This window comes from Undibacterium sp. 5I1, assembly GCF_034314085.1.
Lineage (GTDB): Bacteria > Pseudomonadota > Gammaproteobacteria > Burkholderiales > Burkholderiaceae_D > Undibacterium.
This window is the reverse complement of sequence record NZ_JAVIWI010000002.1, coordinates 100,758-117,440: the sequence shown is the minus strand read 5'-3', so window position 1 is coordinate 117,440 and position 16,683 is coordinate 100,758. Positions and strand designations below refer to the sequence as shown.

The window sequence follows — 16,683 nt, the reverse complement described above, 5'->3', positions numbered from 1 at the left end:
ATTTTTATAAAGTACAAAATGACTCCACTTAACGATAAATTAAAAGCAATAATTGCATCTTTTGTAAACTCTCCTGGCGTAGGCGTAAATTCAAAGGCTTATCGTTTGCTCATATCCGCTTTTAATGCGTCGGACACCCTTACTGCGGAATTTAACGAATTAGCTAACAAAGAGCAACTTAATGGTTTTAATCTGAATGCAAGCCCAGGGACTGGAGCATCATTTGACCCTGGTAATAAAACCATTCAGTTGAACATAGAAAATCTCGAATCCACGTTGGCGAGGGGAAATGAGGGGATTGCAGATTTCGTTTTTCAATTAGGCCACGAGGGTGGTCATGCTTACGATGCATGGTCAACATCGCCTTTAAACGTTGGTGCTAGCATTGCAGAAAAAAATTTTTTTTCTGATGCAAAAAATTTGCTGTCCTCAGGAGGTGATGGGGAGTCGATGACAGCATTGTTACAAAAAGTCTTGTTAGTTAATGGTAACGATGAAGCGAATGCTCAGATATACGGTTGGAACGCTTTAGTCAGTGCGGTTCAATATTTTAATCCAGGAATTGATTCTCTCCCTGAACTTGGAGGCTTGTTAAAGGATTCTAGTTATTATGCAAAGTATTTCATTAACACTAAAGGCCCTATTCCTGGATTGACATTTGATCAAGGTGGTTATAGTGTTGACCATACCGTTGCTAACATAGGGGCGGAAGTAGGAATTTATTACAATAATCCAAACGCATTTGGTGTAAAAGAAGATTCGACTCAATATAACTATATTGCTTATTACCTTGATTCATACCTTTCCCAATTGGCTAATATTACAAAGAACATGCCAAATAATGGAATGGTGGACTTTTCATATTCTAGTCTTGGAATTGCGGACACTAACTTAACTAACGGATTTTTAGATCCAGCTTATGGTTACAGCTTTAATGTTAAAAATTCTGACACTGGAATTACTTATGCGTATAACAGCAACGATGTATCTAAAATAAAAAGTATCACAAAGACGGTAGACAATATTGTGACCGTACAAAGTACTGATCCTCGATTAAATGAGGATTTAGGTGCTATTTACAGTAGCTCACTAAATCATAATTTGGTTAATGTTTATACTGACAATACGCGAACGGTTTTAAAATACTCGACCAGTACTTCAGTAAGCACTGATGGTAAAACAGTTAATACATTAGTTGATAGCAACGGAGATGGAAATCCCGATACTGTTAGCATGGTTTCCTACACGGATTCATCGAAATTTGCGATCAGTACTGAAACAAATTTTGTATTTGATTATGATACGAACACAGTCACCGTTTTTAAACAAGATAACAATGGTGGTTCTGGTGCAGGAGCCTGCACCTTTCAAAAAGCGGTTTACTCAATAAGTGATCTACATTCTGCATTTGATCTTACTTCTCCCACTGGTATTAATGACTTAGGCAATGGGTGGTTGAAACTCCCCGCAATAAGTGACGTATCTGGTACCCAGACGACATTTGATGGTGAGATTTTGACCGCTATTGTGAGTGGAAAAGGCGCCGTGCTCGATGGTTCTGGTGAAGAACTAACTTTCGCAGACGGAGCAAGCGCAACAATTAACGGCACTCCTCAATCAATCGTTTTAGGGAAAAGCGCGTCAATTACGGTTTCAGGGGATACTTCAATACAGTTAGGAACCGCTGCACCGATTTCAGTCTCTGGAAAAAGTGAAATTTCCACCGGTGATAGTGGCGAAACTCTACAAGTAGTAACTCACATAGATGGGCAATCACCTTCAACAACTGTAATTACGTATGGCGAAAATAGTAGTGGCACCATCGCAATTGATGGCGCAGCCCCTGTTAAATTTGTAGCCGGTCAAGCCGTTAGCGTGACTGACTCAGGTGATGTCGTGATTGCAGAGCACGAGTCAAATGGTAATACACTCAACACCATTATCTCCAAGGGTATAACCACAACTACCGAGACAGATCCAAATGGCACCGAAGTTTCCAGCGTTGTGCAGCAACTGTCTGCGGCAGGACAAACGATCGTCAATTCCTTGCCATCCATTGTCGATGCACTCAATTTATTAAAAGCCTTACAATCAGGCAAGCCGCTTCCGATCGCTGCGACAGGTTTGACCTTAGCAAATGCGCTCACCAACAACAATCTCTCAGAACTCTCTGGTGCGGCGAATGTTGCCAACGGTTTTCTCAGCATACTGTCATTAGAAAATGCGCTAAAAAACGGTGATGCGGCAGCAGTAATCAGATCAGGTGCCCAATCGCTCAACTACGGATTACAGGCTTATACGGAGTACTTAAGTGTAACGTCAGGAAGTCAGATGAGCGCGCTGTCCGGGAATCTGGGCACATTTGATTTTGCATCAACCTTACAACAAGATTTGCCGGTGATCAGTCTGATCACCGATCTCGCTGACGGCAATGATGTCGGAGCGGTGCTCGATGCTATTTCGCTTATACCTGCTCTAAGTTGGGTAGGTCCTGCGTATGCAATCTTCACTACAATTGAAGGTCTGCTTGGGATTAACGCGCCACCGACACCATGGGGTTCTGGTCACTACATTACCAATGCTAACGGCACGGTAGGACTAAGCGTTACTGGTGCGAGCGGTGGAGCTGAGGCAGTTACCAATTTGATGAACGGTCTAGTGAACCAGTTAAATAGTATAGTCTCGGCAGAAAATTCCCTAAGTCCGTTAACACCGATAGGCTTAATTGCGAGCCGACTCCCGGGTATATCGTTCGATGGTCAGATTTATACGTTAACGATGATCGATCCGTTGACTGGAGCAGACCAGTCTACACGATTTAATACGTATGGCGATCCTATTGGTAACCGTTTCACACCAGGTTTTAATAGCGCTAATCTCAGTACCCAATTTATCAATAATGCCGCGTCGCGTGAAGCAGTCGCTCCGCAATGGGAAGCACAAACAGTGCTTCAACAACTTGCCACAGGTGATCCTGAAGCGGGCTACACCGATATACAAATTGCTGGTCACTCCGGTCAATTAGCAGCACCAATCGATCCAGGGGCAACAACCCAAGACTTCAAACCAGTTGTTCTTGATTTAACCGGTAATGGGATTCAGACCATTGCCAAAGCTAACAGTAATGCTTCATTCAATGTAGACAATACCGGCTTCCTCAAGAAAACTGCATGGATTAGTCCTAGCGACGGATTCTTGGTGTTAGACAAGCTCGACAACGGCGTCATTGACAACGGTAGCGATCTCTTCTCGAATGCTAATGTCAGTACTGCAGTACGTGGTTTGCCATCACTAAAAGCGGTTGACGGTAATGAGGATGGCATATTGGACAGTTCCGATGCCGTGTTCTCACAGCTTCAAGTTTGGCAAGATACCAATGGCGACGGCGTAGCACAAAAGACGGAATTACATTCGCTCGCGAGTTTAGGCATTACCTCACTGAACTATGCACAAGGCACTTTTGTACGAAACGGTAAAGCCTATCAAATGGCTTCACCAGATCTCACTGCCGATCTGCAAGGTGAAAAAATTTCTGTCGTGCCTCAAGGTATTCAGATTACCAATACCAACGGACAATCGACCATCGTCGTTAACAACGCTAATGTCATTGTAGATGTACCACCGGTGATTAAACCGCCGGGTGTTCCAGGTGTCCCTACCGATCCAGGTACGCCAACTACCCCGACCACTCCGACGATACCGGGTTCGTCAAACTTACTAAAAATAGAAAATACTAGCGGTGCAGGGCCTTATCCGAACGATACGGTCTTGACCTGGGATTTTAATGCGCAGATTAAGGACAGGAATCCGAATGATCCGTCTGCCAGACTGTTTGGTGTAGTTGCCACCGCGGATACCCACGGAACGGTCGTCATGAATAACGGGATCATTACGTACACACCTGATTTGTACTACTACGGACCGGTGAGTTTTAATTACGAAGGTACAGACGATACTGGCCAAGTATTGACCGCACAAATGAGTCTCAATCTTAGCTGGGATGCAATACCTATCACGATCTCAAATGAAATTTTATCGAATGATAATCAAGGTACCTACACCGGGCAATTTAGTGTCAGTGATGCCAATGACAATAAGCTGACCTACACGTTAGTGGGCAAGCCTAAGTACGGTATCGTATCGTTGGGACAAGACGGTAGTTGGGAGTATGATCAAACCCAAGCCAATCCGCATAATGTCAGTTTGCAAGGGGGTTACGATAGTTTTTACGTCAAAGTCACCGATGCACAAAATGTTAGCGGCTATTATCAAGTCACTGTTCAAGATATCTTTGGATCGCTTGATCCTATCGTGTTGGATATCAACCATCAAGGCATCACGACTACCCCAGTTGATGGTAGCAACGTATTCTTTAACGGCAGCGGCGATGGTTACCGTCATAAAACAGCATGGATCGGTAACAACGATGCATTCCTGTTTTATGATCCAAGCGGCAAAGGTCAGTTCATAGACGGCAAGCAACTCGACTTCAAAAACTATGTACCAGGCGCTGCCTCAGATTATGCAGCTTTACAATCTTTCGACACCAATAAAACAGGGGTACTCAATGCCAGCGACGCGGCTTGGAGTAATTTGTTTGTGTGGCAGGATGCCAATGGAAACGGTGTCGTTGATCCAGGTGAAGTTAAAAGTATGGCGCAGGCGGGACTGAGTTCCATTTCATTGAACACCACCGGACAATCATCGATTCAAAACGGCACTTTAATTGATCCAACTTTTAGTGCCACCATGACCGACGGCAGCACAATACAAGCGGTCGAAGCCAATCTGGCAGAGTCAACGCAGGTACTCATGCCGAATGCGGATGGTACGACGACGGTCGTCGATAAACCAATCTTTGCAGCGGCACAAACGATTACTGGCGATGGATTATTACTAGGTACGAACGGTAACGTCCAGATCATCGGTGGAGACGGCAATGATGTTGTCTTCTCTGGCGACGGCAATGACTATATATCTGTCGGTAACGGTAAAGACGTTATCTACGCTGGTAATGGCAATGATGAAATTAAGGTCGGTAATGGCGACGATGTCATCAACTTAGGATCGGGAACCGATTTGCTCGTTGCTGGCAATGGCAACGATGCGATTATTGCTGGTGGCGGAACCGATATTATCTTCGCAGGCAATGGCGATAATCTGGTGTATGCAGGTCTTGGAAACGATGTGGTTCGACTAGGCGACGGCAATAACACGGTCGTCGGCGGTAAAGGGGCAATCGCCGTTTTTGTTGGTAACGGTAACAACCAATTGCAAGGAGGCGATGGTGTGTCACGTTTGCAAGTGGGATCAGGTAACAATACTCTGGCGGCTGGTACCGGTATCGCGACACTGATTGGTGGAACGGGTAACAATACCTTTGTCATCAACAATGTAGCCGATGTCATTACGACCCAAGCGAATAGTAAGAGCAATAATGTTCAAACCTCAGTCAGCTACACGCTGGGCGCGAATATGCAAAATCTAACAGGTCTGGGTAACGCTAACCTTACTTTGACCGGTAATGATTTGAACAACGTGATTCTGGGTAACGCTGGTAACGACACCTTAGTTGCAGGATCCGGCAATGACACCTTAATTGCGGGTGCAGGATTAGCCACCATGATGGGTGGCGTTGGACACAACACGTATGTGGTCTACCATGCTGGCGATGTGATCAAGACCAAAGCGGGCAGCCTGAGTAATGAGGTTCAGGCAGGTGCGAGTTATACACTCGGCAGCGGATTACAAAATCTGACAGGTATTGGTAAAGCGGACATCACCCTAACAGGTAACGATCAAACCGATGTCATTACCGCCAATAACGGAAATGATACTTTGGTCGCTGGTACTGGCATTGCTACTCTGGTGGGTGGTCTGGGACGTAACACCTTTGTGATCAACAATAAGAATGACGTGATCAATGTCAAGGCAGGTAGTATCAGTAATACGATACAAACCTCAGTTGATTTTACCTTGTCAGCCAACGAACAAAACCTGGTTGGAACAGGGAATGCGGCATTAACACTAACGGGTGGTAGCCAAGACGGTGTCACTGTTTCTGCAAATAGTGGCAACGACACATTGGTTGCAGGTAGCGGTATTGCAACCCTGATCGGCGGCTTTGGCAATGACACTTTCATCGTCAATAATGTCAACGATATCGTACAGGCGCAAGCAACAGTTACGCCAAATACGAACACAAACACAAACACAAACACAAACACAAACACAATTCAAACCAGTGTCAGTTACACCGCATCCCAGAATGTCCAAAACTTGATCGGTACTGGTAACGCCAATATCAAGCTGACAGGCAACGGGCTAAATAATCTGATTCAAGCCAATTCAGGTAATGACACGATAGTCGCCGGAGTTGGCAATGTCACGATGATTGCCGGTAGTGGCATTGATAGCTTCATCGGTGGTAGTGGCACGGATACGTATCAGCTCGGCAATGGCTCAGATATCTTATTGCTCGGCAGTGGCATAAGCCAAGTTACAGGTACGAACGGCAACAATACGCTGACCGGTGACGTCAGCGGTACTGCCAATGTCAGCCTAGGAGACGGTACTAACCTCATTGATGTAAGTAGTAACGATAACGCCAATAAAGTCACACTGGGTAATGGCAACGACAGTGTGTTAGCTGGCAACGGTAATAACACCCTTACACTGGGCTCAGGTGCTGATAGTGTCACGGCCGGCAATGGCAATAATATTGTCACAACGCTTGATCTTACCGGCAAGGTCGATACCATTACGCTTGGCGATGGTAACAATACCCTTTCTGCAGGAAATGGTAATGACATCGTCTCATTGGGCAAAGGTAGTAATGTTGTCCAGACTGGCAACGGTAACAGTATGCTGTCCGGGACGAATGGTGCTAATAGCATTACCGTTGGCTCTGGAAATAATCAGATCAAATTCGGCAATGGTAGCGATACGATCAACGCTGGTAATGGCGCTAATCTCATCACGCTGGGATCCGGCAACGACAATGTGCAGGCGGGCAATGGCAACAACACCGTAACGACAAGCGATGTCGCCGGTAGCGTGGATAAGATCACCTTAGGTGACGGAAGCAACCACGTGACAACCGCCAATGGGAATGATCTGATTAATTTGGGTCAAGGCAATAACAGCGTTATCACAGGCAGCGGCAGCAGCATCGTCAGTGCAGGGGATGGAGCCAATAACATCACGGTCGGCTCTGGAGCCAATCAAATCAAGTTGGGTAATGGTAACGACACGGTTCTGGGTGGAAATGGCGTCAATATCTTAACCTTGGGTTCGGGTAATAACCAGGTTCAACTGGGTGATGGTAATGACGCAGTGACTACGTCGGATCTGATCAATAGTGTCAATACGATCAAGCTCGGACAAGGTAATAATACCGTTCACACTGGCAACGGCAATAGTACGATCCTTGCTGTTAATGGAACCAACAGTATCGTCGTGGGTGCCGGATCAAACCAAATTAAACTCGGTAATGGTAATGACACGATCATTGCTGGTAACGGTGCAAATACGATCACATTAGGCACGGGTACCAATAGCCTGCAAATGGGTAATGGCAATAATATGGTAACTGTTGCCGACGCTGCCAATACAGTGAATACGATACAAGCAGGGGATGGTAATAACCAAGTCACGACCGGTAATGGAAATGATGTCGTCACCCTAGGCTCTGGTAATAATGTCTTACAGACCGGTAACGGTAATAGCTCGATGACCGTTGGTAATGGTAATGACACTATCAGCAATGGCAGCGGCAATAATGCAATCCATGCTGGTTTGGGTAACGTGAACCTGACTAATCATGCTGGTAACGATACGGTCTACCTGTCACCAGCGATTCAAACTGGCACCTTGAACTTTGCGGTTAGTGGCCAAGATCTGGTAGTCACCCAAGCAAGTGCGCAGGGAAGCATCAAGCTTGTTGGTGGCAATGTGGCGGGATCTGGAACTACTACCTTTGTGGAAGGAAATGGTAACTACCTCTCCAACCTGGATAATGGTAGCTATCGTCTGACCACCGGAAATGGCAACGATACGATTGTCGGTGGCAACGGTAGCGATACGATCGCACTAGGTTCGGGTAATAACAGCGTCAAATTAGGTAACGGTAATAGTCAAATTGCTGTCGGTAACGGTACTAACACCGTGACTGTTGGCAATGGTAATAACTCGATTGTCACAGGTAGTGGTACTAACGCAATTTACCTTGGTTCCGGTAGCCAGTCCCTGACCAATCAAGGCGGTATCGATACGGTTTATTTGTCTCCATCCATTCTCAGCGGCAATTTAAATTTTGCGGTGAGTGGACAAGATTTGCTGATCACCGAACCGAACGGACAAGGTAGTGTGCGTCTGGTTGGCGGGAATTCTGGGACGACATTAGGCAGTACCAACTTCGCTTTCGGCAATGGTAACGGCAATGGTAATTATCAAGTCAACTTTGACAATGGTAGTTACCAGTTCACTGCAGGAAATGGCAATGACACCGTCGCAGGCGGTAACGGAAACGACGTCATCACACTGGGCACAGGTAGTAATAATGTTCGCCTAGGTAATGGCAATGATGTGGTGACTACTGCGGACGGTTCCGGTGTTTCTAACGTCATCCAGGTCGGCAATGGAAACGATCAAGTCAAAGTGGGTAACGGCAACAATAATCTGACACTAGGGACAGGATCCGATGTGGTCATTGCTGGTAATGGTACCAATACCATCACTGCCAGTTCAGGCACCAGCGCCGATACGATCACCTTAGGCTCAGGTAAAAATAACCTGACAGTCGCTGACGGTAATAACCAAATTAACAGCACGGACGCTGCTTCAATTGTGGATACAATGAATATCGGTAATGGTAATAATAAGCTTAGTTTAGGTAATGGCAATGACGTGATTTATCTCGGTAAAGGGAACAACACGGTCGGCTTTGGCAGCGGTAATTTGCAACTACACACGGGTAATGGCAACAATATAGTCAATGGCGGTAACGGCAATAACAGCGTACAACTGGGTAGCGGCTCTAATACCGTAACTTTAGGCAGTGGTACGAACGGCCTGACGTCGAGTGATATTGTTGGTAGTAGCAACGCCTTTAACTTGGGTAGTGGTAGCAACACTGTAAATCTGGGACAAGGCAATAACGCGGTCACAGCCGGTAACGGTAGCAACACGATCAATGGTTCCAGCAGCAACGGCAACGAAACCATACGTCTTGGCTCAGGTAAAAACAGTATTGCTCTTGGCAACGGAAACGATAGCGTCACAACAGCGGAAATTGCTGGTGTGGTCGAAACCATTCGCCTGGGTAGCGGAAATAACATCGTCACGGTAGGGCAAGGAAATAACGCGATCACTGCAGGCAATGGTACCAATATCATCAATGGCGGTAATGGTAATAATAATATCAACCTCGGCTCAGGCAAAAACAATATCACGCTCGGTAACGGCAACAATATCCTAGTTACCTCCGATACCAGCACAGTGAGCGATACTATCCAATTAGGGAATGGTAACAATCAAGTGAATGTCGGCAGTGGTAGCGATATGCTGACAGTAGGTAGTGGATCTAACCAGATCACACTAGGTGCAGGCAAACATCAAGTGACACTGGGCAATGGCATAGATACGATTAGCACTAGCGGTGGTAGCGATATCATTAATCTGAATGCGGGTCAGTACACACTCAGCAATAATAGCGCCCAAGTCACGATCAACTTAGTTGGCGTCACCTCTTACCAACTAAAGGCACAGCGGGTAGGAAATAATCTCGTGTTGACGGGTACCGGTTCGACTGAAAAACTGACAGTAAATAACTGGTTTGGAGGCGCTAAGTTTGCGACGCTCACGACCAGTGACGGCCGTAGCTATTCCAGCACTGATATCGCGGCACTAATACAAACGAGCACGACATCTAATGCCACCACGACGGTCTCGGTGATTCAAATCGTTCCACCAACACCGACATCAGCTACCGTTAGTTCTTTCAGTAGTTCTTCTAACCAGTTCCTTGGAGATGCTCTAAGCGACGACCAACCCAATTTTGCTACTACACTCAATCCGATCGTTAGGACGACACCAACCAGCTCAGCACAGATCTCATCCAATGTATTGAATAAATCACTGGTGAGAGTTGCATCAGTTACCGTTCCAAGTGTGGATGAGGCAATAAACGCAGAGGTGACTTCCACCGTATCAGGAACAACAAGTTCTGCACAAATCACAGACAATGCACTGAATCTAACGTTTGTAAAAATGACGGCTGATCCAATGCAAAATAGTGAGCAAAGCTTAGCGTCTGGTGCTGCAGTCACAGTAACAACAGCACCAGTAACGACAACAAGTTCTGCACAAATCACAGACAATGCACTGAATCCAACGTTCGTAAAAATGAATGCGGATCCAATGCAAAATAGTGAGCAAAGCTTAGCGTCTGATACTGCAGTCACGGTAACCACAGCGCCAGTACCGACAGCGAGTTCTGCACAAATCACAGACAATGCACTAAATCCAACGTTTGTAAAAATGAACGCGGACCCTTTGCAGAGCGGTGATCAGCCAGCGGTATCAGAGGCAATTTCTATGCTGGCAGGTAGAGTAACCAGTTCATCACAAATTTCGTCTAATGTCTTGAATCAGATGTTTGTCAAACTAATTGCCGATCCAGCGCAGCAAATGGATCAAAGTGCTTTGTTTGACACATCCGTATCGACAGGTGGTTCAAGTAAAGGAAGTCCAACTCAAATTTTGGTGGGAACGAGTATGAACCAGTTGATCAGCGCTATGAGTAGTTTCGCGCCATCGTCAGCAACCGAAACTCAACTTTTAGCAGCCAATAGTTTAGTTCAATCAAAACCACTGTTAGCCGCAGCACACTAGTAAAGTATTACTCCAACGGGACAGCAAGGCGTCATTCGCTTTGGCTGTCCCGTTGGATTTATGACGAATTGAAATAATGACAGACCATCAAACCCAAGCCTCTGGTATACAACCAGATTCCACTAATGAGCAGGAAGAAATAACAGATTCTGGTCTTTTTGCATTTATGATGATTGCCAGCTTCCATGGTGTCGCTGTTGATGCCGCAAAACTGAGACATGAGTTTGGACAAGAGTCGTTTACTGGTCAAAAAATTTTATTGGCTGCAAAATACTTAGGACTCTCTGCCAAGCAAGTATTACAACCGCCCGAACGGTTAGCTAGTGCACCGGCGTTGGTGCACTTAAAAGTTGAAGTAAAAAGTACCCCAACCCCGATCATTTATGCAGGAACTTTCTGACTACGGACGGAGTTTGGGCGTCCAGCAGCGAGCATGCGATTTAACACAGCAACACCGACGGCGGCCTCGGTTTTTTGCGCTTCGAATCTGCGCGCACGCAGTCGAGGACCGATGATCGATTTATAGCGTCCCATGGTCGTTTCGACCAAAGCACGCTGTCCATAACCAGTGGCTTCTTGCCAAGCCAACCGACCCTCTGTATTGATCATGTCAAGATGGCGATTACGCTGACTTGGCGAACGCGATTGAGTACCAGGAACGGCGGTTTTACGGGGTGGGATAACCACCGCAATATCGTCACCATATTGCGCGATCGTTTGATAAGTGGGCGCGCCATCATAGGCACCATCGGCAGTGACTTTGTCGATTTGTTCGTCGACCTGATCCAGTAGTGGCCCCACTTGAGATGGGTCATCCGTATGCTGATCGGTGAGGATCTGCGCGACAATCATGCCTGCATCGACATCGACGGCCAGATGTAGTTTGCGCCAGCTACGGCGCGACTTCGCGCCATGTTTTTCTTCCAGCCATTGTCCTGCCCCAAAGACCTGCAAACCTGTGCTGTCGATGAGCACATGGAGTGGCCCCTTTGGTGCGGATGGTGACTTCGTTACCGTCAGTCCGACCGCCCGTCTGCTGACCGTGGTGTGATCCGGTGCCGTGATTGTCAGGTTCATCAGTGTCAGCACGGAAGCCATTAACCCTTCGGTTTGTCGCAGGGCCATTTTGAAGGCGGAGCGCAGCATCAGACTCGTCTCAATGGCGCTATCCCGATAGCGAGCCTGACCATTTGGCCCTACGCTTTGCCACTGATCTAATGCTGCGTCTTCAATCCACAACGTCAGGCTACCGCGCCGCCGTAATCCTGCTTCATATTCCGGCCAATTCTGAACCTTGAACGACATCTTAGGTATATGATGACGGCGATCGTCGTTGTGTTTGTTGGGCATCGGGGCGATCAGTAAAATTGAGGCCGCATCGTAACATCACCGCTTTTCGAGTTTGAAGTGCACCAACGCCCCAAAAGGGGCCTTAGTAAATGCGCCGTACTCTAATGAATCTTGTCTTAATTTTCTCACTTATTTCAGCAAATGCTGGAGCAGTGGAAAGCATTTGCTTTGGCACGGTAAGCAATGGAAGGCTCGAAAGTGGCGTCCAGTTGCCAGATAAAGGAAAAAAACTTCACGGCATACAGTTCGTTTGGCATCGCACTTGGCAGAAACCATGTTCACTCCAAGGTTTCAGAGATAGTTTTAACTGCTTATCGCTCCTTGGAACGAACGGCAACTGGTAAAGTTTTCGTATACGGCGAAACGGGGTGGGCGAAAGGCGGTCGAATTAGGCCTCATAAGACCCATAGGAATGGTTTGTCAGTCGATTTTTTTGTGCCAGTTGTCAATGATGCCGGTCATTCAGTAACATTACCCACAAACGTAACTAATAAGTTCGGTTACAACATCGACTTTGATACCGACGGGAAATTCGAAACTTATAGCATCGATTTTGAAACCATCGCAGAGCACCTTTACCAACTTGACATTGCAGCCAAAGCACTTGGAGCTGGACTCGCTCTTGTGATTATTGATCCCCCATACATCGAAAAGCTAATTGCAACAAAGCATGGAGACTACATAAAATCCCATATCAATTTTATGAAGGGTAATGCTTGGGTACGCCACGATGAACACTATCACGTGGATTTTTTGGTGTCTTGTAAGTCTATTAGCCTTCAATAATTTCCACTTCACTGGCTGCTTTCAGTCTGAATTTGACTGTTGCACCAGACTAATAGCTGAGATCTGGCAAACATGGCAATGGCGGCAAGAACGGCGCAGTAGATGCTGGTCATATCACCTGCGCCCGTGCGATATGGCTCTGCGGTTCGTCATTCTGCGCAAAGACTTCCTTGGCTGCGAATAGACCGTTTAGTGCGGCAGGAAAGCCAGCGTAGACAGCCATTTGCATGATGACCTCAACGATTTCCTGCTCGGAGCAGCCAACGTTGCGAGCGCCGTGGATATGCACTTTGAGCTGAGGCGCAGCGTTGCCTAGCGCGGTGAGCGCCGCCACCACGGCGAGTTCCCTCGTCTTGAGATCGAGACCAGGCCTCGAATAGATGTCGCCAAAGGGAAACTCAATCAGTAGCCGAGCAAAGTCAGGAGCGATGTCGCGCAGACTTTCAATGACATTTTCACCAGCCTGACCATCAACCTCCTTTAGCTTTGCCCAGCCCCGCAGATAGCGTTCGTTGTTCATCTCAGTTCCTTTACGTTAAATTGTGGGCACACTTTATATCTCGTTTTGCAATGCATCCAATACCATTTTTGTGATACCTTTTCGGTATGAATGAATCTATTGACCTGCGACAGCTTCGCTATTTCCTAGCATTGAGTGAAGAACTCAATTTCGGACGTGCAGCGCTGCGATTGCACATCTCGCAACCACCGTTGAGCAGGCAGATCCGCCAGTTGGAAGATCAACTTGGCGTGGAATTATTCCTGCGGATCAAGTCAGGGGTAGCACTGACAGAAGCCGGTGCGGCATTCCTGCCCGAAGTAAGAAAAACATTGCTGCAAGCGGAAAAAGCGATTGCTGTGGCCAGAGCGGCACGAGGTGCCGAGGATGGGCAGTTTGTCGTAGGCTACACGACCGTGTTCGACCGCAGCGCGATCCCCGACGTATTCGACCGCCTTCGCCAACGCTTCCCAAACTGGCGCGTCGTTACGAAGGGCAAGCATTCGATCAGTCTCGTCCGGGACATTAAGAACGGGATCATGGACGCGGCCTTCATCGGCTTGCATACCGATCCCCAGGGTTTGACGGTAGAAACAATCCTTGAGGAGCCCCTAGTCGTCGCCTTGCCCGCCAACCATCGACTCGCCCAGAAACGCCGGCTCGGCTTCGATGACCTGCGCGGCGAACCGATGTTTTGGTTCGAGCGCCGCTTAAATCCGGGCTTCTACGACCACTGTCAGGCGTTTTTCGAACAGATCGACTTCAAGCCTAACATTATCTCGGAACCACAAGACCATCACATCCTGCTGGGATTGATTGCGGAGGGTCAAGGCATCGCCCTTATATCGGCGTCTTTGCAGAAAGTAAAACGGCAGGGCGTCGCTTTCAGGGCGCTGAAGGAACGCTCCAGTAGGTTATCGATGGGTATTGCTGTCACCTATTCGGAGCGCAATCCTTCACCTGTTCTGCGCCCGTTCCTTGATCTCGTAAAGGCTAAAATATTGGACCGTTCTTAAACGTCTGGTTCCCAACGACTGAGTGACCGCAATCAGTCTATTCCAGCCTCTTGGAGTTTCGAGGATTTGCGTATGAAAGGTTGCTTCCAGATATTGGCAGCAGTCTTCGCCGAATCAGGTATTAAAAAATACCAGTACGCTGACTTTTGCAAAAAAGTGGGGAAGTTACCGAGCAGTTTCACATCCAAAAAAATGCGCCGCACGTAAATTCTACATGCATCGATAAAATTGCAGCTTCACGTTGACGCCCTTCGAAGTTGAATCTTCCCTGCCTTAAAACTATTGATGCTATAAGTACTTGCGTAGAATACCCTCTAATTTTTAGTCGTTTCGGCCCGAACTGTTTTAATTAGAATAGACCGTCATCGAAATTAGCTTTCTTGGATACTCCTAAAGTGACAAATTCTATTGATCTTCTTGTTAGAGGCAATCTATTAAGTGACTGCAATTTTGCCTTCAGCTCAGGTAATTTCTGGTAAATCTCCCACAAATTTAATTTACGAGATCCATTTAGACCATAAATAGCTAATGCAATGCGTTGTACTTCGTTAGCCAGAAACTGATCACGTTTGTCCCAGTCGACTGACGAATTATTTCCACATATTGCAGAGACTTGATTTGAAGTTCTCTCTCTAAGCCAATCTCTATCATTTCGATACAGCCATGCATAGATAGCTGGTGCCAATGCACGGATGGTTTTCACACCGTTATTTGGATTTCCATTAAGTAAGGCGCCCCACTCGGCGCGATTTTTAATTAACCGATTTGTGTGTTGAGCCAGCTGCCAGAAATGATGCAGTCCCACTTCGGTGCGTAAAGTCGTTGTTATCGTTTGTATTGAAATAGAATATTTTTTCGATGCAGTTTGTTTATCTAAGCCAATACGTAAATCTGCGATTAGGTTTTTTCGAATTTCTTCTTTTAATACTTTCGGGCGTCGCGAAATTGCAAATCCTGCCTTTGTGGCCCATACCATGCCGGTGGTCGTATCAATTTCTACCCGTGCTGCAGCCTTAGTAATGGAAAGTTTTTCAGTCTTTAATAGCGATAGAAATTGGTCATGCCTAATATCGATTAGCGGCAGCGTTTCCGCTGATACAGTCGCAGGAAATTCGAATTTCACCTCTTTCATTTGTCCTTTACTTTTAGAGTAGGTACTCATGAAGTCAGACCAATCTTGAAATAGCCATTTAACTATTAGAAGATGTCTTAACGGATGTGTTCCAGACCGTGGCGACCGCAACAGACGGTTCATTTGTACTTCCGCTAGGTGTACATTTTCTGGAAATCCAATTACCAAATTAGTGGCACGTAAAAATGACATCGCTTGAAAGTACGAATGTCCTATTTTTGTTAAATTTAGTTGGCCATTATTTTTCTTTAGATCATGATTCTCTAATCCCTCGTGGTAAGTCTCAAGCAATCGTTGAGCATCAAAATTAAATCCCGCAGGTAAACAACTATATGCAAGGACGATTTCCGAAAGTGCTCCCATTTCGATTAGTGATTGAGATACCAAATCATGAGTGTGAAAAGTAAGTGCTGATGTCAATATATCTTCGCTGGGAAGATACCAAAGAAATCGCCCAACGCCGTTAGATTTGACCAAAGATTCTAGAAGAGGTATTCGATGAGTGGGGCAAGTCCAAACTCCTGGATATTGATGGTCTAAATGCCAATAGGCAATATGATGTTCCTTTTTGTCAGCCTCGATACATTCAGTGCAAGCTTTTAATGGATGATTGGCTCGAAAACGGCTAGTCAAAATTCCAAGACGGTATTTCAGAGATTGAACCGTGTTGCCCTGCATTGTAGAGATCGCTAATTCCTGATCAGATACCGGTCGAAATGGAAGGTAAAAAGGCAGGATGGTGTGCTCACGAATGATCTCAATGGCACTTCCAATTGAATATCCAGACCTACGAGCAAACTCTTCAATGCGGCACGGAAAATCATGCTGATAACCTGCTCTAGGAGCACCAAAAAGTTGATTGCACGTTGCTGACGATTTGGAGTTAGCAGAATATAGGTGGTATCGACTTCCTAAACTAAATAGAAGTTCGTTTGGAAGCCATTCCGGAAGTCCAGCTAATGGAAAGAGCTCTGATTGGCTACTTGGCATATACTTAAATCCAAATC

At 46.4% G+C, this 16,683-nt stretch carries 7 protein-coding genes; 4 read left to right on the top strand and 3 right to left on the bottom strand.

What is annotated here, in order from left to right; all coding sequences use genetic code 11:
* The first annotated feature begins 18 nt into the window (after positions 1-18).
* Entirely contained in the window at positions 19-10,893 is a 10,875-nt protein-coding gene (locus RGU72_RS21120) for a hypothetical protein (protein ID WP_322121798.1), read from the top strand.
* A gap of 76 nt (positions 10,894-10,969) precedes the next feature.
* Positions 10,970-11,293 carry a cysteine peptidase family C39 domain-containing protein gene (locus RGU72_RS21115; protein WP_322121797.1) on the top strand — a complete coding sequence of 108 codons (324 nt, stop codon included), beginning with the start codon at positions 10,970-10,972 and terminating at the stop codon, positions 11,291-11,293.
* Here RGU72_RS21115 and RGU72_RS21110 read toward each other — a convergent pair.
* Positions 11,275-12,243: an IS5 family transposase gene (locus tag RGU72_RS21110; RefSeq protein WP_322121753.1), complete on the bottom strand. Its 969-nt coding sequence runs from the start codon at positions 12,241-12,243 to the stop codon at positions 11,275-11,277. The two genes, RGU72_RS21115 and RGU72_RS21110, sit on opposite strands and share 19 nt — an antisense overlap.
* A gap of 183 nt (positions 12,244-12,426) precedes the next feature.
* Between RGU72_RS21110 and RGU72_RS21105 the strand changes: the two genes are divergently transcribed.
* Positions 12,427-13,029, top strand: a complete 603-nt coding sequence (locus RGU72_RS21105; RefSeq protein ID WP_322121796.1) for a replication initiation protein — start codon at positions 12,427-12,429, stop codon at positions 13,027-13,029.
* 109 nt (positions 13,030-13,138) lie between these two features.
* Here the strand turns inward: RGU72_RS21105 and RGU72_RS21100 are convergent, their stop codons facing one another.
* Positions 13,139-13,549, bottom strand: a complete 411-nt coding sequence (locus RGU72_RS21100; protein WP_322121795.1) for a carboxymuconolactone decarboxylase family protein — start codon at positions 13,547-13,549, stop codon at positions 13,139-13,141.
* An 86-nt stretch (positions 13,550-13,635) separates the two neighbouring features.
* Between RGU72_RS21100 and RGU72_RS21095 the strand changes: the two genes are divergently transcribed.
* On the top strand, positions 13,636-14,544 hold the full coding sequence (locus tag RGU72_RS21095; RefSeq protein ID WP_322121794.1) for a LysR family transcriptional regulator: 909 nt from the start codon (positions 13,636-13,638) through the stop codon (positions 14,542-14,544).
* Between the two features lie 349 nt (positions 14,545-14,893).
* On the opposite strand, the gene RGU72_RS21090 is transcribed toward RGU72_RS21095, so the two are convergent.
* Positions 14,894-16,666 carry a TnsD family Tn7-like transposition protein gene (locus RGU72_RS21090; protein ID WP_322121793.1) on the bottom strand — a complete coding sequence of 591 codons (1,773 nt, stop codon included), beginning with the start codon at positions 16,664-16,666 and terminating at the stop codon, positions 14,894-14,896.
* Between the last annotated feature and the right edge of the window lie 17 nt (positions 16,667-16,683).